Here is a 25,858-nt window from a genome sequence, read left to right as displayed (position 1 = left end):
CAGTGACGGCCGTATACGGCCATGGGGGTTAGAGCTGCTCAACCTTGAGCGGCTTGTCGTCTTTCTTTTTCTTGCCAGAGGCCTTGGCCTTGCCCTTCTTGCCGCCGTTGCACTCCACGGTCGTGGTCCACCCGCTGGCCGTGAACACTTGCTCCACGCTTTCCACCAGGTACTCGCCATCGAGCCCGACCTTGAAGCCCTGGGCATTCACTGAGCACTCTGCGAACAGGTCGTGCCGGCCCGCCATCTCCAAGCGCACACCGGCGGTGCTGCGGTTGAACGCGGCCAGCCGCGCTTTGGCGGCCTGTCTGGCAGCAGTCTCGTTGGGGTAGATATGGCGGTCGGTGTGAACTGGGGGCAGGCCGTCCGGCGATTCGTTGTTGTCCAGCTGGACCACCTTCAAAGCGCCGGTCTTCTGATCCTGATGCTGGGTTTTCACTGCCTTCTGCGTGCTGCGGTCGCTTAGCCGGAACTGATAGCGGGAGACGTCCGTTTTGTTGACGGTGACGACCTGCAATGACTTGCCCGACGTGCTCTTCCCACCCTGCCGGGGCATAACCAGCAGCTTGCCGTCGGCAACCTTGGCGGTGCTGTCGTACTGTCGCGCCAAGCGCGTGACAAAATTGAAGTCCGACTCGTTGCGCTGATCGATCCGCTCGACCTTTGTCGTGACCGGGCAAACCACCTCCCAGCCGTTGCGCTTGGCGATTTCAGTGACGATCTCGGACAACGGCACATTCTCCCAACTGCCGCTACGGATGGTCTTACCGCTGCCGCGCATGTCGCTGGCCTTGCCGCGAATAGTCAGCTCATCAGGCGGGCCGGATAACTGCACTTCGTCGACCGTGTACGCGCCCATGCGCTTGAGCGGCTGGCCTTCGTAACCCAGCAAGACCTCCACCAGCCCTCCCCGCCCAGGCAGGGCGACAGCCTGATCGCGGTCATCAATGCGCAGCTCAAACTCATCCGACTCCATGCCTGGCTTGTCCGAGATCCGCAGCAGCAGTAGGCGGTCATTGATTAGCGCGGTGATGTCCTTGCGGTCCGCAATAATTCGATAGGTTGGTTTCATGCGCGCTCCAGAAACAAGAAACCCCGCACTGGGCGGGGCTTCGTCATGCGTAATGTGGGGTCAGTCGAACAGCTGCAGCAGCTCGACCGCCGGCGCCGACAGTTCAGGTAGGACGATCAGCAGGCCGGCTCGGTACGGCTGCGGCTCCCTGGCTAAATCCGGGTTGGCCTTGAGCACGGCCTCGACCGTGCCGTTGAGGTTGCCGTAATGGTGCTGGCAGATCACATCGAGCAGGTCCCCGTCAGACGTTCTGCAGATCGTTGCCATAGCTCACAAACTCCAGGTTGAAACCCTGCTTACGGGGGATACCGCCCGCCAGCAGGTGGCTTTGTTCCTCGTCGAGGCTGACCAGGCACCAGTCGCCCAGTACCTCGCCATAGCCCGTGACCAATTTCAGTGGCTGCAGGTTGCGGCCGATGCTGCGCAATACGTTGAGCTGTTTAATACCGCCCTTGTGGTGGGGGAAGATCGCGCCCTTGAGTGTGATCTTTTCCTCACCCAAGCCCACCGCCTGCTGTGCCACGCTTCGGCGCAAGCGCTCTTGGCCAGCCCAGCGGAACGACGTTTGCCGGCGCAGCTCGTCAAAAGCGGCCGTGTCCAGGTTGAAGTAATACGGCTGCTTTTTCGGGTCATGCGGCTGGATGATCAACAGGTGCGGGAACGGCGCGACCGCCTCGGGCTTCGGCGTAGCCTCTGGCAACAAGCCGCCGGAGGGCAGCACGTTGGACAGCGACGGGCTGATCATCCCAGCCACCCGCCGGGCCTCGGCCGTGGCCTTGGCCGCCATTGTCTTGAACGTGCCGAGCCGTTCCTGCACCTGGGCGGCGCCTGTGACGGCTCGGCTATACATCGACGCCACTTGCCCCACCTGCGACTGCGCCACGTTGATGCTGCGCATGATCCGCCCCAGCTTGGCTCCGACCTCGGGCCCCACGAACGGGATGTTTTCCAGCTCCGACGCGGCGCCCGTGATACTGCCAATGGCGCCATTGAGCGGGACCAGCATCCCGTCCATGCTCTTGCGCCCAGCCTCCCCAGCTGAAACCAACCCAGACAGGGATGATTCCAGCTGCTCCATGTAGGCCATAGGCCCTCCTTAAACGTGCGGTTGGTCGTACAGTTGGGCCGAGGTCATGCGCGCCGATACTTCGCGCTGCCACGTATCGAACAGCTGCCGCAGGGGGGACTCGATTGCGCGAACGACCTGGGAAGGGTCTTTCACATCGCCCTGCACATCGATCTTGATGCTGGGGGCGAACGAAAACGATTGGTCCACCTTCGGCGCCTGTGCTGGGTCAGGCGTGGCCGCCTTGACTGGCTGAGCCATCTCCGGCATCCGTGGCGCTGCTGGCACCGACTTGGCCACCATGTCGCGCACCACTTCGCCCAAGCCGGCCTTGTCCAAAGGCCCGCCCTGCTCACCTTTCAGCAGCTCGGGCTGGCTGCGATCCACGACCTTGGTAATGGCTGGCGCGATGCCAGCAGGTACCTGCGGCACCTTCGCCAGCTCACGCATGACCATGCCAAGCGCCTGCCCAGTATCAACCGGGACAGGCGCAGGGCGAGGCGGCGCAGCGGGTGCATCCAGCGACAGGGTCGGCGAAAAGTCTTCCCCCAACCCTGCCCCGGTACCCGAAAAGCCCCCAACACCTTCGAACAAGTCCCGCTTGGCAAAGGCCGGCAGCTGGTCATAGCGCCGCTCGATTTCCTCGTCGCTCATCTCCCCCACAGGGAGGTCAGCTTTAGGCACCGGACGCGCCGGGGCCTCCACCTGACGCACGGCGTCACCCAGACCGGGAGCGGCCGCCTTAGCTGGCTGGGCCAGCTCGGGCATCCGTGGCGCCGCCGGCACCGGCCTAGCCACCAGGTCACGCATGACCATGCCAAGTGCATGCCCAGTATCAACCGGCACAGGCGCAGGGCGAGGCGGCGCAGCGGGTGGATCCAGCGACAGGGTCGGCGAAAAGTCTTCCCCCAACCCTGCCCCGGTACCCGAAAAGCCCCCGACACCCTCGAACAAGTCGCGCTTGGCAAAGGCCGGCAGCTGGTCATGACGCCGCTCGATTTCCTCGTCGCTCATCTCTCCCACAGGGAGACCAGCTTCAGGTGCCGGACGCACCGGGGCCTCCACCTGACGCACGGCGTCACCCAAGCCGGGAGCGCCCGCCTTGGCTGGCTGGACCAGCTCGGGTACCCGAGGTGCCGCCGGCACCGGCTTGGCCGCTAGGTCGCGCACCACATCGCCCACACCAGGCGACGGGGTCGCCGGCTGGGTAGTGGCTTGTGGTGGCACAGCATCAGCGGACGGCCTGCGCTCGCGGTTGTCGATCACCACAGGAACCTGCGTCGACTTGCCGGGAACCTCGCGCACCGTCTCGCCCAGCTTCGCCGGCGGCGTTGCCGGCGGCGGTTGCGGTTGGGCTTTCGGCGGGACCAGGTTGGCCTCCAATGACTCGGGATCGCGCGGCTCATACGACACGCTAGACTCGGCCGGGGCCGAGGTGGCCATGTTGCGCACCGCATCACCTAGGGCCGGTCTCGGCGGCGTCGGCACTGCCTTGGCGGCCGTCACGCGGTTATCGACCACCACCGTCGGCATAGGGGCAGGCTTCGGCGCTGCCGGCAACGGCGGCTCCGCCTTATCCTCGGCCTCGGGCTGCTCGTCGCCAAACCAGCGCTTACCCAGCCAGCCGCCTAGTGATTCGCCACCCAGACCGCCCAGCACAGCACCCACCGCGCCACCCACTGCAGTACCGATGACCGGCACCACCGAACCGATGGCAGCGCCTGCAGCAGCACCCGCGAGGGTACCCGCCAGGCTGCCAGCGGCGCCGCCGTAACCCTCGGCCTTTTCATCCTGAGTCTTGGCGTTCAGCGCGACATCGAGCGCGGTTGCGCCGGCGTCTATGAGATTGCCGCCCGGTAGGCGCTTGGCCAGGCGCGTGACACCACGCACCGAGCGCGCGACCTTGCCCAGTTCGTCGGCGCCGGTCAGCGCCGCCGAGGCTGCTGGAAGCGACGGCCGAGGCCTGGCCACCGGCGTTTGGGGCGCTTCTACCTTCGCAGCAGGCCGCACCGCAGTGCCCTGTCGCACCGCGCGTCGGCGCTCCCGGCGGCGACTTCTGCGACTACCCTTCGCAGACGCTGCCGGGGCGCTATTTGCAACGCTACTGCCAATCCCGCCGATGGCATCGGCATTGACCACGAACACCCGTTGCGGGTCGTTTCCGCCGGTTACGGTGTCATTGGCCGGTGCCGCCTCGGTCGAGCGGGAAGAAAACACCTTGCCCAGCACACCCAGGCCCGTGTCGACCACCTTGTTGCCCGTCTTGGGCAGCTCGATGGGCGTCCGACCACCACGCCCTACCCGGCCAGCCAATCCTTCCAGACCTCGACCGCGCGTGATATTGAACACGCCCCGCCCGATCTTGAACGCACTGGATGCAGTCTTAAGCGCCAGGATGGCCGCCACGGTGCCGACAATACCCGTCACGACGGCCGGGAACTCATCCGACAGTGTGGTGATGCCACGGGCAACCGCCGTCAGCCCCTTCGCCGCCATGTCGGTGGCTGGGCGGATCGCGTCGCCAATGCTGCGCATTGCGTCGTCAGCTGCCTGAACCGTCTCGGCCCACTGCTGTGCTGATGTTTCGCGGCGCTCAGCCAGGTTCTTGTCGAGGATGCCTGTGGCCTTCTTGGAGTCGGCTTTGAGTTCCTCATACAGGCCCCTGTTTTGCCCGTAGGCCGTGAGCGCGGCCTTGACCTGCATGTCGGCAAAGATATCGCCGGTGCGCAAGGTCTTCTCCAGGGCCTCCAGCGCCGCCCTGGCCTTCTCCGGGTCGACCTCCTTGTCGATATTGGCCTTGGCCGCTTCGATCTGCTTGGCCTTCGCCGGATCGGTCGCCTCGACGTACTTCATGGCCAGGGCCATGGACGCCTCAATGACGTTCATGCCCTTCTGCAGGCCGGTATTCAACGACCCCTGATAATCAATGCCAGCGTCCTTGTAGGCCTTGACCACCTCACTGGAGCCAATCTTCTCCATCCAGTTCTTGAGGTTGTTCGCCGCTTCGTCCGAACTGCCGGCGGTCTTCATCTGCACTTGCAGCATGGAGCCCAGCGAGGTCACCGCGTCGAGCCCGGTGATCCCGTTTTTCTCCATGCCGGCCAGCAGCTGCGGGAACCACTTGGCCATGTCACTGGCCTCGAAGCTACCCGCCTGGCCCTGGTAGGCGATCGCCTCCAGAGCCTGCTGCATGACCTTAGGGTCGCTGATCTTGGCGTTTTGCTGCAGCGCCTGGATCATCGACGCCGTGTCGACGCCCGAGGCGCCTTGACCAATGGCGAACTTGGCCGCGACCGGCGCATACGACAGCGCCTTGTCCAGCTCCATGCCGGCGCCGACCAGCTGGTTGACCAGGTCGGCCACGTCATTGCGCGCCATCCCGGTGTCGGCGGCCGTGTCGATCACCGTCCGGGTCAGCTGCTGCTCTTGCGGCTTGTTGACGATATCAGCCTTGATCGCAATGTCACGGATGATCGCCTGATAGTTCGCGCTGATCATCGTCGGCACGGCGGCGGCGCCTGTAGCGACCACAGCCTGGCCAATGTTCGACTTCAGCGAAGACTTGCCCGCCTGCAGCTGTTGGTGACCCTTTAGCTGCAGGTCGGCGGCTTTGGCCTCACGCCCCAGGCGCTGATACTCACGACTGAGGCGGCCAACCTCGACACCTTGCTTGCGCAATGTATCCAGATTGCTGTCCAGCTTACGTTGGAGTTTGTCGGCACCGGCAGCACCGCTGTCATGTGCACGCTTCCACTCATCGCGTAGCTTGATGGTTTCGCCAATGGTGCTTTTCAGCACCTTGGCCTTGTTGCCTTTGGCTTCCAGCTTCTGGATGCCGTTCTCGACCGTCTTGAATGCAGCGCCTACCGATGAGGCGACGGCACCCCCGATCACCAGCGATAACGCTAGCCTGCTTGCCATCGGTGCCCCCTATACAAGCTCAATCCGTAAGCCACCAAACCATGTCCGCGTAGGACATGGTCAGGATCTCTGCGGCGGAGAAATTCAACTCGGCCGCAAGTCGCTTGGCAGCCTGCTTCTGCGTGGCCGGATTAAAGCTCGTCGTCTCGCACCAAAAAGTTGTACCCAGTGGCCAGGCGGTTGTAATCCTTGTACTTGAGACCCTCGAGGTCTTTGACGTGAACCTCGGCCAGGGAGGCGAACAGGTTCAGCTCGCGCTGTTCGTCGTCGCCGTCGGAGGTCTTGGTGGAGTTGCGGATATCGCGCACTGTCGGCGCGCGCAGGGTGATGGTGTCCTGCTGGACCCCGTTGAGCTCGGCCGGGCTAGTCAGCGTTACGGTAACGCGGTCAGCATCGAGCTTGATGAACTTCGGCAGTGGCTTGGCCATGGTCGGGTTTCCTTGAATCGAAAAGGGAGATGAAAGGATTGGAAGGGGTTACAGGCCGAGGTCGCGGCGCTGACTGGCCAATTGGTCGACGCCATTGATGACGCGCTTCATGCCGATCGGATCAATCTCGTAGATGGTTTCGCCGCCGACTTCCAGCTTGTAGTAAGTCGTGGCAACGCTGTGCTTAAGCTCGGCCTTGTCGCCGGCCTTCCAGTCGCCCATGTCGATCTCTTTCAGGGTGCCGCGCAGGGTGACGATCACCGCCTTGGTTTCGCCCTTCTGGCCCTTGTAGGAGCCCCGGAACGTGCCGTTAAAGGCGTTACCGTCGGCCAGGCCGAAGAACTTCAGCGACTCTTTGCGCACGCCGGTGGTGGTGAAGTTGGATTCCATCTTCTCCATGCCCATGTCCAGCTCGATTGCCATGTCCATGCCGCCGGCACGGTGTTCCTCGGTTTTGAGGGTGAGCTTGGGCAGGGTCAAGCTCGGTACGCCGCCCTGGCCAGCGACAGTACCGACCCCAAGTGCGCCAGGTCATTGCCGGCCGTCTGCGGTTTAATGCCTCCACCTTCAGGACTCATGCGCCAGAGCGCGTAATCCACCAGCACCTGCTGAGTGAGGTCGGAGTCCACCTTCTCGCCCAAGTAGCTTTTTTTGATGGCATTCAATGTTCGCCGCTTCGTCTCACCCAGCGGCCGGGCTTTCTCGGCTTCGACCAGGTAGCGCTCGATCATGTCCTTGACCGTGTGCCCCTTGCGGCTGGCCCGCTCGATAGCGCCAGGTACCGCCAATTCGGTCTCCCGTCGCTTCGCCCAGGCTTGAGCAGCCTGCTTGCGGGCGAATGTCTGGGCTTCTTGGTAAACTATGACACCCTTTTTCTTGAGGCGGATCTGGACGGTGTAGCTGACCGTCCCATCGGCCTTTTTCCTTGCTCTGATCGTTGCCATGATTTTCGGTGGTACAAGCGTGATTGGCGGTGGTACATCGTACCACTGTCACACCAAAAACGCCCAAAAACCCCCAAAAACGGCACAAAAATGCGTAGACCAGAATGCCCCTAGAATCAGCCTCAAAGCCACAAACCACGCGCCCTGAGCCGTCACGCCGGTTCAGCGTTGCCCCCATGATGGACTGGACAGACCGCCATTGCCGGTTCTTCCTGCGCCTGCTTTCCAAAAACACCCTGCTGTACACCGAAATGGTCACCACCGGTGCCCTGCTGCACAACGACGCCCAGCGTTTCCTGCGCCACGACGTCTCCGAGCACCCGCTGGCCCTGCAACTGGGCGGCAGCGTGCCGGCCGACCTGGCCGCCTGTGCCCGCCTGGCCGAGGAGGCTGGCTACGATGAGGTCAACCTCAACGTCGGCTGCCCGAGTGACCGGGTGCAGAACAACATGATCGGCGCCTGCCTCATGGCCCACCCGGCGCTGGTGGCCGATTGCGTGAAAGCCATGCGCGATGCAGTGTCGACCCCGGTGACGGTCAAGCACCGCATCGGTATCAATGGCCGCGACAGCTACGCCGAGCTGTGCGACTTCGTCGGCCAGGTGCGCGAGGCAGGTTGCGGGAGCTTTACCGTGCATGCGCGCATCGCGATCCTGGAAGGGCTGTCGCCGAAGGAGAACCGTGAGATTCCGCCGCTGCGCTATGACGTGGCGGCGCAGTTGAAGGCGGACTTCCCGGACCTGGAGATCGTGCTCAACGGCGGGATAAAGACCCTGGCCGAGTGCCAGGCACACCTTGAAACCTTCGATGGGGTGATGCTGGGGCGTGAGGCGTACCACAACCCTTACCTGCTGGCCGAGGTGGACCAGCAGCTGTTCGGCAGCGAGGCGGCGGTGGTCAGCCGCAGCGAGGCGCTGGCGCAGTTGCGGCCTTATATCGTCGCGCACATGGAAAGTGGTGGCGCGATGCACCACGTTACCCGGCATATCCTGGGGCTGGCCCAAGGGTTCAAGGGGGCGCGGCGCTTCCGCCAGTTGCTGTCGGCGGATATCCACAAGGTGGCGGAGCCGTTGGCGGTGTTCGACCAGGCGGTGGAGCTGTTGCAGGGGCGGTAATTCAGCAGGTGAGCCTGATCGCCAGCAAACCATCCCCTCCAGGATGCCGCAGGGGTTCAGATATATGCAGATGCTGTGGGAGCGGGTTTACCCGCGAAGAAAACAACTCGGTACATGGCACCGGCTTCGCCGGTGTTCGCGGGTAAACCCGCTCCTACAGGGATGGCGCAAACCACCACATTTTGTGTAAGCCAGTTGTATCTCCAGCGGCCCTTGCAAGCAGATGCGGAACCTAGGGGCCGCTTGCGACTCGAATCCTCACCTTTCGCACCGCGCTTCGCGAGCCCTTGAGTGGCCGTCGGGGCTCGGGTAATGTCGAGTCATTGCACAGGACAGAGCACGCCCATGACCTCCAAGCTGGAACAACTCAAGCAGTTCACCACCGTGGTCGCCGACACCGGGGACCTGGACGCCATCACCCGCCTGAAACCGGTCGATGCCACCACCAACCCGTCGCTGCTGCTCAAGGCTGCGGCCATCCCGGGTTACGCCGATCTGCTCAAGCAGGTAAAGGCCGATGCCAAGGGTAATGTCGACCTGGCCTGCGACAAGTTCGCGGTGGCCGTGGGCTCGGGCATCCTCAAGGTCATCCCGGGGCGTATCTCCACCGAGGTCGATGCCCGCCTGTCGTTCGATGAACCCGCGCTGCTGGCCAAGGCGCGCAAGCTGATCGAGCTGTACGAAGCCGCCGGTGTTGGCCGCGAACGCGTGCTGATCAAGCTGGCCTCCACCTGGGAAGGCATCCGCGCCGCCGAGAAGCTGGAGAAGGAAGGCATCCAGACCAACCTCACCCTGCTGTTCTCCTTCGCCCAGGCCCAGGCTTGCGCCGATGCCGGGGTGTTCCTGATTTCGCCGTTCGTGGGGCGTATCTACGACTGGTACAAGAAGAGCACCGGCAAGGAATACGTGGGCGCCGAAGACCCGGGCGTTCAGTCGGTCACTCGCATCTACAACTACTACAAGGCCAACGGCTACGGCACCGTGGTAATGGGCGCCAGCTTCCGCAATATCGGCCAGATCGAACAGCTGGCCGGCTGCGACCGCCTGACCATCAGCCCGGAACTGCTGCAGCAGCTCAGCGATGACCAGGGCGACCTGCCACAGGTGCTGAAGCCGGGCAATGCCGGCGAGGCCAAGCAACAGCTGAACGAAAGTCAGTTCCGCTGGGCCATGAACGAAGATGCCATGGGCACCGAGAAGCTGGCCGAGGGCATTCGCCAGTTCGCGCGGGACCAGGAGAAGCTGGAGATGTTGATGGCTGAAAAGGCCTGATACATTTCGGGATTGCCTGACGGGCGGGAAGTGTTCAGCATTTTCCGCCCGTTTTGTTTTACCTGGCCTTAGATTTGTATTGAATTCCAGGGCCTCTTCGCGGGTAAACTCGCTCCCACAAGGATTCCCACAGGCCAGAAGTTGGCGCTGTACCTGTGGGAGCGGGTTTACCCGCGAAGAGGCCCGAGAAGCCACCTGAGCTGTCGATGACCTCCTCTACCCCATTGCCCCTCGTACTCGCCGGCCCGGTACTGCGCCGCCTGGAACCCCAGCGCCTGGCCATCTGGCTGGTCGCCACGCAACCGCTGCAACCCGAATTCATCTTCCCGGCAGGCGAGGCCCAGGTCGATTGCCAGGTGGTGGCGGTGGGCCAGCACGCCTTCATCCACCTGCTGGACATCCACTTCGCCCAGCCGCTGCCCTGCAACCAGCTGCTCGACTATGACCTGCTGATCAACGGCCAGGGCATCGCAGGCTGGGCGCCGCACCTGCTCTACCCCGGCGCCCGGCGCCCAAGCCTGGTACTGCGCGATCGGCTCGACCACCTGCTGCACGGTTCCTGCCGCAAGCCGCATTTTCCGGCCGCCGATGGCCTGCTATGCGCCGACCGCCTGCTGCAGGCCTGCGAAAAACCCGCGGACCGCCCCGCCGTGCTGCTGATGACCGGCGACCAGGTCTATGCCGACGACGTCGCCGGCCCGATGCTGCGCGCCATCCACAGCCTGATTGCGCGGCTGGGCCTGTTCGACGAGCAACTGGAGGGCGCGGTGGTGCCCGACAGCCAGGCGCTGTACCAGCACCCGGCCTGCTATTACCACCGCGCCGACCTGCTGCCGGCGCAGGAACGCAACGAAACCCTGCGCGAGCGCTTTTTCGGCGGCAAGCGCAAGCCGATCTTCTCGTCCAGCAACGCCGACAACCACCTGGTGACCTTCGCCGAGGTCATGGCCATGTACCTGCTGGTGTGGTCACCGGTGCCCTGGCAGCTGGTGAACCTGGACATGCCCGACGGGCTCACCGCACCGCGCCAGGCACGTTACCGGCAGGAGCTGCCGCTGATCCAGGCGTTTGCCGACAACCTCGGCCAGGTAGCGCGGGTGATGGCCCACCTGCCGTGCCTGATGATCTTCGACGACCACGACATCACCGACGACTGGAACCTATCGGCGCTATGGGAAGAAACCGCCTACGGCCACCCCTTCTCGCGGCGGATCATCGGCAATGCCCTGCTCGGCTACCTGCTGTGCCAGGCCTGGGGTAACGACCCGCAGGGTTGCAAGCCACTGGTCGGGCAATGCCAGGCGTTGAACAGCCAGACCCAGGATGAGCTGATCGGCGCACTGCTGCGCTTCCAGGGCTGGCAGTTCAGCCTGCCCACCAACCCACCCTTGCTGGTGCTGGACACCCGCACCCGCCGCTGGCGTAGCGAAAGCAGCCTGGCCAAGCCGTCCGGGCTGCTCGACTGGGAGGCGCTGAGCGAGTTGCAGCAAGCACTGCTGGACCACCCCTCGGCGATCATCGTGTCGCCTGCACCGATTTTTGGCGTGAAGCTGATCGAGACGGTGCAGAAGCTGTTCAGCTGGCTGGGCTACCCGCTGCTGGTGGATGCCGAGAACTGGATGGCCCACCGCGGCGCAGCGCAGGTCATCCTCAACATCTTCCGCCACTCGCGCACGCCGGGGCACTACGTGGTGCTGTCCGGCGATGTGCATTACTCGTTCGTCTATGAAGTGCTGATCCGCCACCGCCAGCGCAGCCCGCACTTGTGGCAGGTGACCAGCAGCGGGATCAAGAACGAATTCCCGCGGCGCCTGCTGGATGTGCTCGACCGGCTCAACCGCTGGCTGTATGCGCCGCGCTCGCCGCTCAACTGGTTTACCAAGCGGCGGGAAATGGAGGTGGTGCCGCGTACGCCCAGCCATAGCAAGGCTGGCGAGCGGTTGTGGAACGGTGCGGGGTTGGGGCAGGTGTTCTTCGATGAACAGGGGCGGCCGGCGCGGGTGTATCAGCTGGATGCGGGTGGGGGTGAGGCTACCGAGTTTGCGCGGCGAGGGTGATCAGGCAGGTAATGCTTGTGTTGGCCTTGCCGGCCTCTTCGCGGGTAAACCCGCTCCTACAGGTAGAGTGCATGACTCAAGACTGGTGCATAACCTGTGGGAGCGGGTTTACCCGCGAAGAGGCCGGTACAGGCTGAAGATCAGGTCCGCTCCAGCGCATTGACCAGGTCATGGAAGGCTTCGCGGTTGGAGTCGTTCAGGCCCATGAGGATCTTGTGCGCCTCCAGCACCTTGGAGCGCACCACATCTTCGTTCTGGTCCTGGGATGGCAGGTCGGTCAGGCATTCCGGACACGGGATTGGCCGATCGACGATGTTGAACACCTGATCGAAGCCCATCGACTGCAACAACCGGGAAATGTCCGGGTTGGTGGTGACCACGGTCGGCAACAGGCCCACCTTCTGGCGCGACAGGATCGACAGCTTGGCCAGCAGGCCCAGGGTAGTGCTGTCGATGCTCTCGGTTTCGGTCAGGTCGATGACAATCGCCGAGAAGTTCAACGCGGTGAAAATCTTCTCGATCGTCGCATCCAGCGCCGAACACAGGGTCAGCCGCACTTCACCGACGAATTTCAGGACGAAGGTACCGCTCTGCTCGGCGAACTGGATTCTACCGGTACTCATTGAAGGTTCCTGCTCAACACCAATAGGGCGATATCATCCGGCATCTCCCCAAGCGTAGCCAATCCGAATCGTTGACGCAGCCCATCCAGGCTGCCACCTGCTGCCCTGACGATTTCCGGCAGGGCGGTTTCTTTATCTTTGAGCGTGTCACCCGGCAAAAGGTCCAGAATGCCATCGGACATCAGGCTGAGGCTGAACTGCGGCGGCAGCTCCACTACCAGGTCCTGGTAGGTAGCCTCGTCGAACAGCCCCACCGGCAGGCCGCGGCCTTCCAGGTAGCGGGTGTGCTCGGGGGTGTGCAGCACCGGCAGCGGCAGATGGCCGCCAACGGCGTAGGTCAGCAGGCCGGTGTCTTCATCGATTACCCCGCCAACCATGGTCACGTGCTTGCCCAGCTTGCAGTTGATCAGCCCGCGGTTGATGTGGCTGAGCACCTGCGAAGGTTTGAACTCGCGCATTTTGCTGCCGCGCTTGAATTCGAACAACAGCCGTGTGGTCATGAACTTCAGCAGCACGGTGACGAACGCTGAGGACGCGCCATGCCCGGAGACGTCGGCGAGATAGAAAGCGATGCGCCGTTCGTCCACCCGGAAGTAATCGGCAAAATCACCCGACAGGTACAGCGACGGGATGATCTGATGCTCGAAGGCGAACTCGCCGGCCACCCAAGGGCTTTCCGGCAGCATGTTCATCTGCACCTGGCGACCGGCGGTCTGGTCCTCCTGCAGCAGATGCAGGCTGGCTTCCAGTTCGCGATTGGCGGCTTCGAGCTTGTCGCGGTAGCGCTGGTTTTCCAGCACCAGACGCGAGCGGTCGAGGGCGCGGCGCACCGAATGCTCGAGCACGGCCAGGTCTTCCAGCGGCTTGATCAGGTAGTCGGCAGCGCCCAGGCGCAACGCTTCCACCGCATCACTCATGACGCCGGCACCGGACACCACGATCACCGGCAACTGCGGGGCGCGCTCGCTGACCTGGCGGATCAGTTCGAGGCCGCCCATCTGCGGCATGCGCAGATCGCAGATCACGAGGTCGGGCTGGTGTTCTTCGAAGACCTGAAGCCCCTGCTGGCCATTGCCGGCCTGGAGGACGCTGAAGCCACTGTCTTCAAGATAGGCGGCGAGGCTTGCACGTACCACGTCGTCGTCATCGATGATCAGCAGCGTTGCACTGGTTTTCTGCATGTGGGCGAACGGCGCCGATTTAGGTTGGTGCAGCGGTGTCGGCAAGGCAGACGGCCAGCTACGGGAATTCTTTATGGTCACACTCTACTTGAGTTGTAGGACAAGAACACCTGCCCGGCAACTGTCTGGCAACTGCGAGAGCTACCTTGTAAGGCGCAGACGGTACTCCCATCCGGCAGGCGTTTCAAGCATGCAAGGGTCGACCCCGGCGCACTTTACAGGGCAAATCACCGAGAGTTATAAGAAAGTCGACCAGCGCAACCCGACGGGAAGGATGCAGCATGCCCCACACGCCCTCCAGCCACGGCGAGAAACGCGATTTCATCCGCATGCGCATCGACACCGAGGTCAGCCTTCTGCACGAAGGCCAGGTGATCGCGGCAGTGTGCCTTGACCTGTCCAGCGGCGGCATGCAGGTGCAGGCACCGCAGCGCTTCCAGGTGGGGGACCATATCGAGGTACGGATCGAGTCCGAGCATCCGGCGCTGAAAGGGCTGCACGCCAGCACGGAAGTGGTGTGGATTGCCGACCAGCCGGGCGGGCAGCAGAAGTTCGGGTTGCGGATTGTGGCGATGCATTGATGGGCCCCGTGGGAGCGGCCTTGTGTCGCGAAAGGGCCGTGAAGCGGCCCCGGCAATACACGCGTGGATGCTGAGATCTGGGGCTGCTACGCAGCCCTTTCGCGACGCAAGGCCGCTCCCACAAAGAACCCGCGCAGGATCAGAAGTCGTCTTCGACCTCGCCATCCTTGACTTTGAACTCGCGGTTCTGCAGGTAGGCGTTGCGAATGAAGATGTACTTGTCACCCTGGATCAGCTTCTCTGCCGACAGCAGGTCGGCGCGGGTGTCGATGATATCCAGGGCAAAGATCGAATTGCGCGTCGGCACATGGTCGATGTAGCGGTAGGGTTTGGTGTAGGTATCCGGGTACTTGGCCACGCCGTCACGCACGGTGCTCGGGCCCAGCAGCGGGATGACCACGTACGGGCCGCTCGGCACGCCCCAGTAGCCGAGGGTCTGGCCAAAATCCTCGTCGTTGCGCTGCAGGCCCATCTTGGTACCCACGTCGAAGAAGCCGCCCAGGCCGAAGGTGGTGTTGACGATCAGCCGCGCAGTGTCCACGCCCGCCGCATGGGGCTTGAACTGCAGCAGGTCGTTGGCCAGGTTGGTCACGTCGCCCAGGTTGCGGAAGATGTTGTGGATGCCATCTTCGAGGAACTGCGGGGTGACCGCCTGGTAGCCCTTGGCCAATGGCTTGAGGGCATAGGTGTCGAGGGTATCGTTGAAACGGAAGATCGGGCGGTTGACCGCTTCCCAGGGATCTTCCTCGGTGGCTGCCTGGGTGGCTGCCACGGGCGCCAGCAGCATGCTGGCGCAGACACAGGCCTGGGTGACTCGTTCGATCACACTGGCACCGATCCTACGCATAGGTGTTCTCCATCGAATTTCTCGGCCGCAAGCGCAAACGGGTGCGCTGCTGTACGGCGGCAGTATAGAGGCTTGCGGGCTGATAAACAGCTTTACACATCGCTGCTCAATATTTTGTGAACAACTGTTGCGCGGTGCCGGTTGTCACAGGGCGGTAACAATCGCCGAATAGCCTGCGGACTATTTGAGGGAAGTTGCCATGGACAATGCACCCGCCTTCACCGCTGTGCTGTTCGGCTTGCGCGGCTGCCTGGTGCAAGCCGCCAATGGTACCCCCTCGCCCGCCCCCGGCGCGCTGGCCACCCTCGCCAGCCTGCGCCAGCGCCAGGTGCCGTGCATCTGGCTGGACGACCTCGACGCCCCCCAAAGCAAGCGCCTGGCGCACGTGCTGCCCGCCTGGCTACCGGGGCATTCGGTGAACGGCGTGCGCTGGCCGGCGCCGAACGCCTGCTGGCAGGCCCTGATGGCGCTGGACAGCGAACGCCTGGACGGCTGCGTGCTGGTCAGCGGCGACCCACGCCTGCTGCAGTCTGGCCTGAACGCGGGGCTGTGGACGGTTGGGCTGGCTGCCTGCAGCCCGTTCTGCGACCGCAGCTCGCGGCAATGGCAAGCCTTGACCCCGCAGGAGCAGGACCTGGCCCGTGGCAAGGCGACGCTGGAACTGTTCAGCCTGGGCGTGCACTCGGTGATCGACCACCTGGAAGCGCTGGAGACCTGTCTACAGGACATTGCCCAGCGCCGGCGCAAAGGCGAAAAACCCTGATACAGCACCGTTGACGCGGATCATGCAAAGCATCGGCAGGTGGATTACGCTGAAGACAGGCCAGAACCTTTGCCGCTTCGCTGAGGTCCATGGCTTGCCAAGCCATTGATGGAGAACTGCCAATGCCTGCCCGCGAATTGCAAGAGCGCCTGAACAGCTTGCGCGAGCAACTGGATCGCAACGTGCCGCTTTCGGACGAGGAGCTGGCCGCGCTGCACGAAGAAGCGCGCCAGATCGAGGCGCAACTGAAGCTTGAGGAAGCCACGCCAGACAACAACCTGGTGGACGGCGTGAACCTGGCGATCGAACGCTTCGAGGCCGACCACCCCGACCTCACCGCCACGCTGCGCAGCATTGCCAACTCGCTGCACAGCATGGGGATCTAGAAATACTGGGGCCGCTTTGCGGCCCTATCGCGACACAAGGCCGCTCCTACAGGTACAGCGCAAGCCCCAAATCTTGCGCTGTACCTGTAGGAGCGGCCTTGTGTCGCGATAGGGGCGCGAAGCGCCCCCCGGCGTACTTGCGAACCTTACTGCCGAACCAGGCGCATGTTGTCCGGGCTGATCGCCCCCGTGCTGCGGTAAGGGTTGATATCCAGCCCACCCCGGCGCACATAGCGGGCATACACCGTCAAATGCTCCGGCTGCAGCAGGTTCTTCAAGTCCAGGTAGATCCGCTCCACACACTGCTCGTGGAAGTCGGCATGCTGGCGGAAGCTGATCAGGTAGGTCAGCAGGCTGGCATGGTCCAGCGCCCTGCCCTTGTATTCGACCACCACGCTGCCCCAGTCCGGCTGGCCAGTGACCGGGCAGTTGGACTTCAGCAGGTGGCTGTGCAGGGTTTCTTCCACCTGTTGCTCCGGGTTGCAGCGCAGCAGCTCTGGCTGCGGCTGTTCGTAGTTGCTGATGGCAACGTCCAGCTCATCGATGCACTGCCCCGGCAAGGCCACCACGCCTTGGGCCTCGACCTCGGCCAGGGTGCGCACTTTCACGCCCACCGGCTTGCCGGCGGCGGCGGACAGGTCTTTCTCCAGGCACGCCTGCAGCTCGCCAAGCGAGGCGAACACCGTCTGGTTCAATGAGTTCAGGTACAGCTTGAACGACTTGGACTCGATGATGTTCGGCGAGTCGGCGGGGATGGCGAACTCGCCGATCGCCACCACCGGCTTGCCCGACGGCAGCAGCCAGCTCAGCTCGAAGCAGTTCCAGTAATCCACACCCTGCCACGGCAAGGTCTGGGCAGTAACGCCCAGCTCGGCCCACTTGGCGGTACGCGGGATCGGGAACAGCAGCTCCGGGGAATAGGTGGCAATGTATTCGCTGGACTTGCCCAGCGGGGAATGTTCGGCAGCGGGATGCATGGAAACTGACCTGAAGGTTCGAAATTGCCCCTAGTCTACCGGTTTTGCACCCCGCCTTGGAGCGCAAGTCAGCGGGATTACATCTTCGTCAGTTTGGGGCAAGCCGGTGCATCGTCACGTATCATCTCAGCATCACCCAATCCCGGTGTTCGCGGGTAAACCCGCTCCCACAGGGTTTTGTGCCGTTTGCTGGAGTCAATTCACCCAATGAAACTGCTGATCGTCGAAGACCAGGCCCGTACCGGCCAGTACCTGAGCCAGGGTCTGAACGAGGCCGGCTTCGCCACCGAACTGGCCACCGACGGCGAGACCGGCCAGTTCCTCGCCCTGACCGGTGACCACGACCTGCTGATTCTCGACGTGATGCTGCCCGGCCGTGACGGCTGGCAGATCCTCCAGGCCGTGCGCCAGGCCGGCCTGGACACCCCGGTGCTGTTTCTCACCGCCCGCGATGCCGTGGAGGACCGGGTACACGGCCTGGAGCTGGGCGCCGATGATTACCTGGTCAAGCCGTTCGCCTTCTCCGAACTGCTGGCGCGGGTGCGCAGCCTGCTGCGCCGGGGCACCAGCCCCAGCCAGGACACCACCCTGGGCCTGGCCGACCTGCGCCTGGACCTGATCCGCCGCCGCGCCGAGCGCGCCGGCCAGCGCATCGACCTGACCGCCAAGGAGTTCGCCCTGCTTGAACTGCTGCTGCGCCGCCAGGGCGAGGTGCTGCCCAAATCGCTGATCGCCTCGCAGGTGTGGGACATGAATTTCGACAGCGACACCAATGTGATCGAAGTGGCGATCCGCCGCCTGCGCCTGAAGATCGACGACCCACACCCCAACAAACTGATCCATACCGTACGCGGCATGGGCTATGTACTCGAAGAGCGCGCGGAGTGATGCCTCGGGTCTCCCTCGGCAGCCGCCTGGCCCTGCTGTTCGCCGCCTGCACCGCCGCTGTCTCGCTCGGTGCCGGCCTGATATTCAGCCGGGCCAGCGAGCAGCACTTCGTCGAACTGGACCAGCAGCTGCTGGACTCGCGCCTGTCGCTGTTCCGCACCCAGCTGGCCGGCATCTCCACCCCGGCCGAGCTGCAGGCGCGCCTGCCCGCCTTGCGCGATGAACTGGGCCACCAGGCCGACCTGGCCCTGCGCATCAACGGCAGCGACGGCGCCACCTGGTTCGAGAGCCGCACAGGCCTACCCCGGACACCGCTGCCCGACGGGCTGGCAACCCTGCATGCGCAAGGCACCGACTACCGCAGCCTGGCCGTGCACCTGGCGCAAGGCGCCCCGCAGTCGCCACAACTGACCCTGTACCTCGACATCACTCATCACCAGCATTTCCTGCAGGGCATGCAACGGCTGATCTGGCTGACGGTGGGCCTTTCGGCGCTGGCCACTGCGCTGCTCGGTGCCTGGGCTGCACGCCGCGGGTTGCGCCCATTGCGGCAGATGGGCCAGGTGGCTGCCAGCGTATCGGCGCGCTCGCTCACCACCCGCCTGCCGGTGGCACAGATGCCCGAAGAGCTGGCCGAACTGGCGACGGCCATGAACGCCATGCTGCAGCGCCTGGACGATGCCTTCCAGCGCCTGTCGGCATTCTCTGCCGACATCGCCCACGAGCTGCGCACCCCGCTGTCCAACCTGCTGACCCACACCCAGGTCACCCTCACCCGCCCGCGCAGCCTCGAAGAGTACCGCGAAGCTCTGCACGGCAACCTCGAAGAGCTGCAATGGATGGCGCAGATGATCAACGACATGCTGTTCCTGGCCAAGGCCGACCATGGCCTGCTGGTGCCGGGGCAAGCACCGCTGGTGCTGCATGAGGAGGTGGATGCGCTGCTGGAGTATTACGCGCCGCTGGCAGAGGACAGCGGCGTGCAGATGCTGCGCGAGGGTGAGGCGCTGCTGCAGGGCGACCGGCATATGCTGCGCCGGGCGCTGTCCAACTTGCTGGACAATGCCTTGCGCTTTACCCCGTCGGGTGGGCAGATAAAGGTGACATTGGGGCCAGGGCCGAGGATTGGCGTGGCCAATACCGGGGCGGCTATCGAGCCGGCGGCGCTACCGCGATTGTTCGACCGCTTCTACCGGGTGGACCCGGCGCGGCGGGAAGGCAGTAGCGAGCATGCCGGGTTGGGGTTGGCGATTACCCGGTCGATCGTGCAGGCCCATGGTGGGCGCATCAGGGCGGAGTGTGCGGACGGGTGGACGCGATTCGTGATCGATTTCACTGAAGACCAGTGACATCGGGGCTGGCACGCCACCCTGTGGGAGCGGGTTTACCCGCGAACACCGGCGAAGCCGGTGCCATGCAACGTGCTGGATTCTTCGCGGGTAAACCCGCTCCCACAGAGCCGCTCAATAACCTGAGGTAGACATTAAACCGCCAGGCCAATCGCCGGCTGCACCTGCGATGCCCGATAAGCCGGGTAAATGGTCGCCAGGAAGCTCATCACCAACCCGGCAGTGCAGATGATCGCCACATCGCCCCACTGCAACTGCGACGGCAAGCTGCTGACGAAGTACACATCCGAAGTAAAGATGTGCTGCCCGCTCACCCGCTCCAGCCAACCGACGATCTGGCTGACGTTGAACGCCGCAACCACCCCAAGCACGCCACCGATCAGCGTCCCGACAATACCGATCAGGCTGCCCTGGACCATGAACGTGCCCATGATCTGCGCCGGCGTGGCGCCCAGGGTGCGCAGGATGGCGATGTCCGGCCCCTTGTCGTTCACCACCATCACCAGGGTGGCGATGATGTTGAACGCTGCCACCGCAATGATCATTAGCAACAGCAGGCCGATCATGGTCTTTTCCATCTTCATGGCGCTGAACAGGCTGCCCTGGGTATGCGACCAGTCATCGGCACGGTAGGCATCACCCAGCCCGGCAGCGATGGCCTTGGACACCTGCGGTGCGGCATACAGGTCGTGCAGCTTCAGGCGCACGCCCTGCACCTGGCCCGGCGCCCAGCGCTGCATGGCGCCAGCATCGGCGACATGGATGTAAGCCTGCGAGCCGTCCAGCTCGGCGCCGACCTTGAAGATACCGACCACGGTCAGGCGCTGCATGCGCGGGGTGATGCCGCCCGGCTCCTTGCTGATTTCCGGCACGATCAGGGTCAGTTTGTCGCCGGTATTCAAGCGGAAGCGCCGCGCAGTCAGCTCACCGATGACCACGCCGAACTCACCCGGCTGCAGGTCCTGCAGCCGGCCCTGGACGATATGCTGGCCGACGATCGAGACCTTGCCCTCTTCGGCCGGGTCGATACCGCCGACCTGGATCGGCTGCATCGCGCCCTTGTACGACAGCATGCCTTCCATTTCGGTAATCGGCGCTGCCGCCATCACCGCCGGGTCGCGCATGGCCGCGTCGGCCACCTTGTGCCAGTCGTCCAGTGGCTGCACGCCGAGGATGGCGGCATGCGGCACCAGGCCGAGGATGCGCGAACTCATTTCGCGCTGGAAACCGTTCATCACCGACAGCACCACGATCATCGCCAGCACGCCCAGCGACAGGCCGATCATCGAGGTCATCGAGATGAACGAGATGAAGTGGTTGCGGCGCTTGGCTCGGGTGTAGCGCGCGCCGATGAAGATGGGCAAGGGTCTGAACATGTACGAAAACACCCAATGAAAACAGGAAAACGGGGCGGCACCGGCCACCCCGTGCAGTCGATCAGATCGCCACCAGGTGGCCGTCGTCGAGCTTCAATACACGGTCCATCTGGCGTGCCAGGTTGAGGTCGTGGGTGACCACCAGGAACGCCGTGCGCGACGCACTGGACAGCTCCTGCATCAACTCCTGGATGCCCTGGGCGGTGTGGTGGTCGAGGTTACCGGTCGGCTCGTCGAGCATTACCAGGCCGGGGCGGTTGACCAGTGCCCGGGCAATCGCCACCCGCTGGCGCTCACCACCGGACAACTCGGCCGGCTTGTGGTTGAAGCGGTGGGCCAGGCCAACACGCTTGAGCAGCGCCTCGGCACGCTCACGGGCCTCGGGGATGGGCGTGCGGCCGATCAGCAACGGCATGCACACGTTTTCGATGGCCGTGAATTCCGGCAGCAAGTGGTGGAACTGGTAGACAAAGCCCAGCTCGCGGTTGCGCAACAGGCCACGGGCACGCTCGCCCAGTGCCGACAGCTCCTCGCCGGCCAGCCAGACGCTGCCCTGGGTCGGCCGGTCGAGGCCGCCCAGCAGGTTGAGCAAGGTACTCTTGCCCGAGCCGGAGCTACCCACGATGGCTACCCGCTCACCGGCGTGCAGCTCGAGGTTGAGCCCGGACAGCACCTGCACCGACTCCGGGCCCTCGTCGTAGGACTTGCCCAGGTTGCGGCAACTCAGAACGGCTTTATCACTCATGCGCGACTCACTCATAACGTAGCGCCTCTGCAGGCTGGGTGCGGGCCGCACGCCAGGCCGGGTACAGGGTGGCGAAGAAACTCAGGACCAGTGCCGCGCCACAGACCATGTACACGTCCTGGGCCTGGATCTGCGACGGCAGATAATCGATGAAATACACGTCGGCGTTGAGGAACTTGTGCCCGATCAGTTTCTCGATGCCGGCGATCACCGCGCTCACGTTCAGCGCGGCGACGATCCCGACCACGGCGCCGATCAGGGTACCGATCACCCCGATCACCGTGCCCTGGACCATGAAGATGAGCATGATCTGCCCGGGCGTGGCGCCCAGGGTACGCAGGATGGCGATGTCGCCACGCTTGTCGTTGACCACCATCACCAGGGTGGAAATGATGTTGAACGCCGCCACCGCCACGATCAGCAGCAACAGCAGGCCGATCATGGCCTTTTCCATGCGGATTGCCTGGTACAGGTTGCCGTGGGTACGGGTCCAGTCACGGCTGTAGAACTCCTGGTCACCCAGGCGCTGGGCGATGTCCCAGGCCACCCGCGGCGCCTGGAACAGGTCGTCGAACTTCAGGCGCAGGCCCTGGACCTGGTCAGGCTTCCAGCGGTGCAGCCGGGACAGGTCGCTGATGTTGGTCAGGCCCAGGTAGCCGTCGATTTCGCCCGCGCCCACGTGGAAGGTACCGACCACGGTGAAGCGCTTCATGCGCGGAAACATGCCGGCCGGGGTCACACTGACCTCGGGGGCGACGAAGGTGAGCTTGTCGCCGATGCCCACGCCCAGCTTGGCCGCGGCCTTGTCGCCGATCATGATGCCCCACTCGCCCGGCGCCAGCTGGTCCAGGCGGCCTTGCAGGACGAACTTGTCGATGATCGACACTTCGCGCTCGCGGGCCGGGTCGATGCCGTTGAGCAGCACCTTCTGCACCTTGCCTTCGTGGGTCAGCAGGCCCTGCATCTGGGTGAAGGGCGCAACCGCCACCACCTGCGGATTCTGCTTTACTTGTTGGGCAAGGGCCGGCCAGTCGGCAATGGGCTGGCCGCTCTCCAGCGTGGCATGGGGGATCATGCCCAACACGCGGGTACGCATCTCGTGGTCGAAACCGTTCATGACCGAGAGCACCACGATCATCACCACCACGCCCAGGGCGAGGCCGATCATCGAGGTCAGGGAAATGAACGAGACGAAGTGATTGCGACGTTTGGCACGGGTATAACGCGTGCCGATGAATGCGAAAAGAGGTCTGAACATGTCGGGGCTTGTTCGGATGAAAGGGAACGTCCTTGTGGCGAGGCGCCTACGGCGGCTTTACACTCGGACCACCGCCGCTACCTTGGGTTCGCCATGACGACATTAGACGAAGAAGATCGCCGCGAATACTACCGCATCGAAGATCGGATCGCACTTCAAATCAGCCCCCTCAGCGCGGCCGAAGCCCTTGACCCAGATGTGTTGCAAGATGATTCGCCTCTGTTCAACCTGCTCAGCGAGCTGCACCTGTCCGACTTCGAGTCGCAGCACCTGCTGCGCCAGCTGAGCGAGAAGGACCGCACCCTCGCCGCTTTCCTGCGCGCGCAGAACAAACGCCTCGACCTGCTTAGCGCAGTAGTTGCCCAGACCCTGCTCGGCGAAGTTGGCCAGCCCCAGCCGGTTGTCATTTCCGAAGGCGGCATCGAGTTCGCACAAGCCACAGCGGTTGCCCCCGGCACCCGGGTGAAGGTGAAGATGGTGCTGATGCCGCGCGCCCACGGCCTGCTGCTGCGCGGCAAGGTCACCCATTGCGACCCGCGCCCGGAGGGCGGCTTCGAGGTCGGCACCGAATTCACCGACATGACCGACGCCCAACGGCAATTGCTGGCCCGCTACATCCTGCAACGCCAGCAGCAGCAACGGCGCCAGCAGCTGGAACAGAACGACCCCGCCTCCTGAGCCCATTTTTCTCTGATTTGAAGGAACGAACGTGACCCTGATCTACGGCCACCGCGGCGCCAAGGGCGAAGCGCCCGAGAATACCCTGAAGAGCTTCCAGCAATGCCTCGCCCATGGCGTGACCCGCTGCGAGCTGGACTTGCACCTGTCGGCCGACAACGAGCTGATGGTGATCCACGACCCGACCCTCAAGCGCACCACCGGCAAACGCGGCAAGGTGGTCGAGCACCCGGCCGCAGACCTGGTCAAGATAGATGCCCGCAAAGGCGGCCCGGGCCATGTCCAGCCCTGCCCGATTCCGAGGCTGGAAGAACTGTTCCAGAAGTGCCCGTTCGAGCATTGGCAGCTGGAAGTGAAAAGCGCCTCGCGTACCCGCGCCGCGACCACCGTGCTGGCGATCCGCGAACTGGCCCAGCAGTACGGCCTGCTGGACAAGGTGACCATTACCTCCAGCTCACGCGAAGTGCTGGGTGCCGCCCTGGAGCTGGTGCCGGACGTCAAACGCGGGCTGGTAGCCGAATACGCCTGGCTCGACCCATTGAAGGTGGCACAGAACTACGGCTGCAACCTGCTGGCATTGAACTGGACGCTGTGCACCCCCGAGCGCCTGCTGAAAGCCCAGGCCCAGGGTTTGCACGTGTCGGTGTGGACGGTCAACGAACCGGCACTGATGCGCCGGCTCGCTGACTTCGGTGTGGACAGCCTGATTACAGACTTTCCCGGTTTGGCCAGGACCACCCTCGGGCAGGGTTGAAATCGGTCTCTCCGACCGGCTCAGGCCACCGGTCGGAGCCGCTCAAAAAAGCCGGTTCAGGCCATCGTAGGCAGCTACCCGATAGGCTTCGGCCATGGTCGGGTAGTTGAACGTGGTGTTGACGAAATACTTCAGGTTGTTCAGCTCGCCCGGCTGGTTCATCACGGCCTGGCCGATATGGACGATTTCCGAAGCCTGGTAGCCGAAGCAGTGTACGCCCAGCACCTCCAGTGTTTCGCGGTGGAACAGGATCTTCAGCATGCCTTGCGGCTCGCCGGCGATCTGTGCACGAGCCATGCTCTTGAAGAAGGCTTTGCCCACTTCGTACGGCACCTTGGCCTGGGTCAGTTCCTGCTCGTTCTTGCCGATCGAGCTGATCTCCGGAATGGTATAGATACCGGTCGGCACATCATTGACGAAGCGCCAGCTGCCATTGTCCACGATGCTGCCAGCTGCCGAACGGCCCTGGTCATGGGCAGCACTGGCCAGGCTTGGCCAGCCGATCACGTCGCCGGCACCGTAGATGTTCGGCACGCTGGTGCGGTAGGCCTCGTCGACCTCGATCTGGCCGCGGCTGTTGACCTTGATGCCGATGTTTTCCAGGCCCAGCTTGTCAGTGTTGCCGGTACGGCCGTTGCACCACAGCAAGGCGTCGGCCTTGATCTTCTTGCCCGACTTCAGGTGCAGGATCACCCCGTTGTCCAGGCCTTCGACGCGCTCATACTCTTCGTTGTGGCGCACGGTGATGTTGTTGTTGCTGAAGTGGTAGCTCAGCGCCTGGGAAATTTCCGAGTCGAGGAAGCTCAGCAACTGGCCACGGTTGTCTACCAGCTCTACCAATACACCAAGGCCGCTGAAGATCGAGGCGTATTCGCAACCGATCACGCCGGCTCCGTACACGATCAATTTGCGTGGGGTGTGGCTGAGGCTGAGGATGGTGTCGCTGTCGTAGACGCGCGGGTGGTGGAAGTCGATATCGGCCGGGCGGTACGGGCGCGAGCCGGTGGCGATGATGATGTGCTTGGCGTTGAGCTTTTCCACCACACCGTTCGGGCAGACCACTTCGACGGTCTGCTCGTCGGCGAAGCTGCCGGTACCGAAGAACACATCCACGCGGTTACGTGCGTAGTAGCCGGTGCGCGACGCTACCTGCTTGGCGATGACCTTCTCGGCGCTTTTCAGCACGTCGGGGAACGAGAACCAGCGCGGCTCACCGATGGCACGGAACATCGGGTTGGTGTTGAACTGCATGATCTGCCGCACCGAGTGACGCAGTGCCTTGGACGGGATGGTGCCCAGGTGGGTGCAGTTGCCCCCGACCTGGCGACGGCTATCGACCATCGCCACCTTGCGCCCTGCTTTGGCGGCGTTCATTGCCGCACCTTCTCCGGCCGGGCCGGAACCCAGCACCACTACGTCGTAGTTGTAGACAGCCATGCGTACTCCTTCAGAACTGGCCCGCAAGCTACGGTCGCTCGCGGGGCGCGATCATGCCGCCGGGGCGTCATGAGAAAATTCGGGTGCAGTCTAATCAAGCGTGAACGCCGCGCACATTAACCCTTGGTCGCGTCGTAGGC

At 63.7% G+C, this 25,858-nt stretch carries 23 protein-coding genes and 2 pseudogenes; 10 read left to right on the top strand and 15 right to left on the bottom strand.

Annotated features, from left to right (window positions below; all coding sequences use genetic code 11):
• Positions 1-28 precede the first annotated feature (28 nt).
• The 7 genes and pseudogenes from QN085_RS08535 to QN085_RS08505 all read right to left on the bottom strand — a co-directional run.
• Entirely contained in the window at positions 29-1,072 is a 1,044-nt protein-coding gene (locus tag QN085_RS08535) for a phage late control D family protein (protein ID WP_285690399.1), read from the bottom strand.
• A gap of 60 nt (positions 1,073-1,132) precedes the next feature.
• Positions 1,133-1,339: a tail protein X gene (locus QN085_RS08530; protein WP_285690397.1), complete on the bottom strand. Its 207-nt coding sequence runs from the start codon at positions 1,337-1,339 to the stop codon at positions 1,133-1,135.
• Positions 1,314-2,159 (bottom strand): phage tail protein, encoded by an 846-nt coding sequence (locus QN085_RS08525; protein WP_232859054.1) that lies wholly within the window; start codon positions 2,157-2,159, stop codon positions 1,314-1,316. Before QN085_RS08525 ends, QN085_RS08530 begins: the two co-directional genes overlap by 26 nt.
• A 9-nt stretch (positions 2,160-2,168) precedes the next feature.
• On the bottom strand, positions 2,169-6,059 hold the full coding sequence (locus tag QN085_RS08520) for a phage tail tape measure protein (protein WP_502945368.1): 3,891 nt from the start codon (positions 6,057-6,059) through the stop codon (positions 2,169-2,171).
• A 131-nt stretch (positions 6,060-6,190) separates the two neighbouring features.
• Complete coding sequence (locus tag QN085_RS08515) at positions 6,191-6,487, bottom strand: phage tail assembly protein (RefSeq protein ID WP_056804617.1); 297 nt, start codon at positions 6,485-6,487, stop codon at positions 6,191-6,193.
• Positions 6,488-6,535: 48 nt separating this feature from the next.
• A pseudogene (locus tag QN085_RS08510) lies at positions 6,536-6,994 on the bottom strand (phage major tail tube protein); the annotation flags it as partial.
• A pseudogene (locus QN085_RS08505) lies at positions 6,973-7,431 on the bottom strand (site-specific integrase); the annotation flags it as partial. The pseudogenes QN085_RS08505 and QN085_RS08510, both read right to left, overlap by 22 nt.
• Before the next feature lie 104 nt (positions 7,432-7,535).
• Between QN085_RS08505 and dusA the strand changes: the two are divergent.
• From dusA to QN085_RS08490, 3 genes are all read left to right on the top strand, one after another.
• Positions 7,536-8,546 (top strand): tRNA dihydrouridine(20/20a) synthase DusA, encoded by a 1,011-nt coding sequence (gene dusA, locus QN085_RS08500; protein ID WP_047595296.1) that lies wholly within the window; start codon positions 7,536-7,538, stop codon positions 8,544-8,546.
• Between the two features lie 345 nt (positions 8,547-8,891).
• On the top strand, positions 8,892-9,818 hold the full coding sequence (tal, locus tag QN085_RS08495) for a transaldolase (protein WP_023660668.1): 927 nt from the start codon (positions 8,892-8,894) through the stop codon (positions 9,816-9,818).
• Positions 9,819-10,024: 206 nt separating this feature from the next.
• The gene (locus QN085_RS08490; protein ID WP_039614143.1) at positions 10,025-11,875 is read left to right on the top strand and encodes an alkaline phosphatase D family protein; all 1,851 of its coding nucleotides are present in this window, start codon (positions 10,025-10,027) and stop codon (positions 11,873-11,875) included.
• A gap of 140 nt (positions 11,876-12,015) precedes the next feature.
• Here the strand turns inward: QN085_RS08490 and rssC are convergent, their stop codons facing one another.
• The gene (rssC, locus tag QN085_RS08485) at positions 12,016-12,498 is read right to left on the bottom strand and encodes an anti-sigma factor antagonist RssC (RefSeq protein WP_013971741.1); all 483 of its coding nucleotides are present in this window, start codon (positions 12,496-12,498) and stop codon (positions 12,016-12,018) included.
• Positions 12,495-13,679 (bottom strand): two-component system response regulator RssB, encoded by a 1,185-nt coding sequence (rssB, locus tag QN085_RS08480; RefSeq protein ID WP_015269551.1) that lies wholly within the window; start codon positions 13,677-13,679, stop codon positions 12,495-12,497. The genes rssC and rssB overlap by 4 nt, the downstream gene beginning before the upstream one ends.
• Positions 13,680-13,960: 281 nt before the next feature.
• Here rssB and QN085_RS08475 point away from each other — a divergent pair, with 281 nt between their 5' ends.
• Positions 13,961-14,260 carry a PilZ domain-containing protein gene (locus tag QN085_RS08475; RefSeq protein ID WP_013971739.1) on the top strand — a complete coding sequence of 100 codons (300 nt, stop codon included), beginning with the start codon at positions 13,961-13,963 and terminating at the stop codon, positions 14,258-14,260.
• A 139-nt stretch (positions 14,261-14,399) separates the two neighbouring features.
• On the opposite strand, the gene QN085_RS08470 is transcribed toward QN085_RS08475, so the two are convergent.
• The gene (locus tag QN085_RS08470) at positions 14,400-15,107 is read right to left on the bottom strand and encodes an MlaA family lipoprotein (protein ID WP_015269550.1); all 708 of its coding nucleotides are present in this window, start codon (positions 15,105-15,107) and stop codon (positions 14,400-14,402) included.
• A gap of 199 nt (positions 15,108-15,306) precedes the next feature.
• Here QN085_RS08470 and pcrP point away from each other — a divergent pair, with 199 nt between their 5' ends.
• Positions 15,307-15,870 carry an HAD superfamily inactivated hydrolase PcrP gene (gene pcrP / locus QN085_RS08465; protein ID WP_013971737.1) on the top strand — a complete coding sequence of 188 codons (564 nt, stop codon included), beginning with the start codon at positions 15,307-15,309 and terminating at the stop codon, positions 15,868-15,870.
• A 122-nt stretch (positions 15,871-15,992) separates the two neighbouring features.
• Positions 15,993-16,256, top strand: coding sequence for a DUF4404 family protein (locus tag QN085_RS08460; RefSeq protein ID WP_004376395.1), 264 nt, complete (start codon positions 15,993-15,995; stop codon positions 16,254-16,256).
• Between the two features lie 146 nt (positions 16,257-16,402).
• On the opposite strand, the gene queF is transcribed toward QN085_RS08460, so the two are convergent.
• Positions 16,403-17,233 carry an NADPH-dependent 7-cyano-7-deazaguanine reductase QueF gene (queF, locus tag QN085_RS08455; protein WP_023662003.1) on the bottom strand — a complete coding sequence of 277 codons (831 nt, stop codon included), beginning with the start codon at positions 17,231-17,233 and terminating at the stop codon, positions 16,403-16,405.
• A gap of 207 nt (positions 17,234-17,440) precedes the next feature.
• Here queF and cinR point away from each other — a divergent pair, with 207 nt between their 5' ends.
• Both cinR and QN085_RS08445 read left to right on the top strand, forming a co-directional pair.
• The gene (gene cinR / locus QN085_RS08450; protein ID WP_015269546.1) at positions 17,441-18,121 is read left to right on the top strand and encodes a two-component system response regulator CinR; all 681 of its coding nucleotides are present in this window, start codon (positions 17,441-17,443) and stop codon (positions 18,119-18,121) included.
• Positions 18,118-19,470, top strand: coding sequence for a heavy metal sensor histidine kinase (locus QN085_RS08445; protein WP_041506169.1), 1,353 nt, complete (start codon positions 18,118-18,120; stop codon positions 19,468-19,470). Before cinR ends, QN085_RS08445 begins: the two co-directional genes overlap by 4 nt.
• Positions 19,471-19,604: 134 nt before the next feature.
• Here QN085_RS08445 and QN085_RS08440 read toward each other — a convergent pair whose 3' ends face one another.
• The 3 genes from QN085_RS08440 to QN085_RS08430 all read right to left on the bottom strand — a co-directional run bounded on the left by QN085_RS08440 (position 19,605) and on the right by QN085_RS08430 (position 22,849).
• Positions 19,605-20,846 (bottom strand): lipoprotein-releasing ABC transporter permease subunit, encoded by a 1,242-nt coding sequence (locus QN085_RS08440; protein ID WP_013971731.1) that lies wholly within the window; start codon positions 20,844-20,846, stop codon positions 19,605-19,607.
• 61 nt (positions 20,847-20,907) lie between these two features.
• Positions 20,908-21,591 (bottom strand): lipoprotein-releasing ABC transporter ATP-binding protein LolD, encoded by a 684-nt coding sequence (gene lolD, locus QN085_RS08435; RefSeq protein WP_169774647.1) that lies wholly within the window; start codon positions 21,589-21,591, stop codon positions 20,908-20,910.
• Positions 21,592-21,598: 7 nt separating this feature from the next.
• The gene (locus QN085_RS08430; protein ID WP_015269543.1) at positions 21,599-22,849 is read right to left on the bottom strand and encodes a lipoprotein-releasing ABC transporter permease subunit; all 1,251 of its coding nucleotides are present in this window, start codon (positions 22,847-22,849) and stop codon (positions 21,599-21,601) included.
• A 93-nt stretch (positions 22,850-22,942) separates the two neighbouring features.
• Between QN085_RS08430 and QN085_RS08425 the strand changes: the two genes are divergently transcribed.
• Positions 22,943-23,527, top strand: a complete 585-nt coding sequence (locus tag QN085_RS08425) for a PilZ domain-containing protein (protein WP_013971728.1) — start codon at positions 22,943-22,945, stop codon at positions 23,525-23,527.
• Positions 23,528-23,558: 31 nt separating this feature from the next.
• A complete protein-coding gene (locus QN085_RS08420; RefSeq protein WP_013971727.1) occupies positions 23,559-24,281 on the top strand; it encodes a glycerophosphodiester phosphodiesterase in 723 nt (240 codons plus the stop codon).
• Between the two features lie 42 nt (positions 24,282-24,323).
• Here the strand turns inward: QN085_RS08420 and sthA are convergent, their stop codons facing one another.
• Positions 24,324-25,718 (bottom strand): Si-specific NAD(P)(+) transhydrogenase, encoded by a 1,395-nt coding sequence (gene sthA, locus QN085_RS08415; protein WP_013971726.1) that lies wholly within the window; start codon positions 25,716-25,718, stop codon positions 24,324-24,326.
• Positions 25,719-25,858: the final 140 nt, after the last annotated feature.

It is taken from the genome of Pseudomonas sp. M2(2023) (genome assembly GCF_030263955.1).
In the GTDB taxonomy this organism is placed as follows: domain Bacteria; phylum Pseudomonadota; class Gammaproteobacteria; order Pseudomonadales; family Pseudomonadaceae; genus Aquipseudomonas; species Aquipseudomonas asiatica.
Note: the sequence above shows the minus strand (reverse complement) of the source record. Positions and strands in the feature narration are given on the sequence as shown.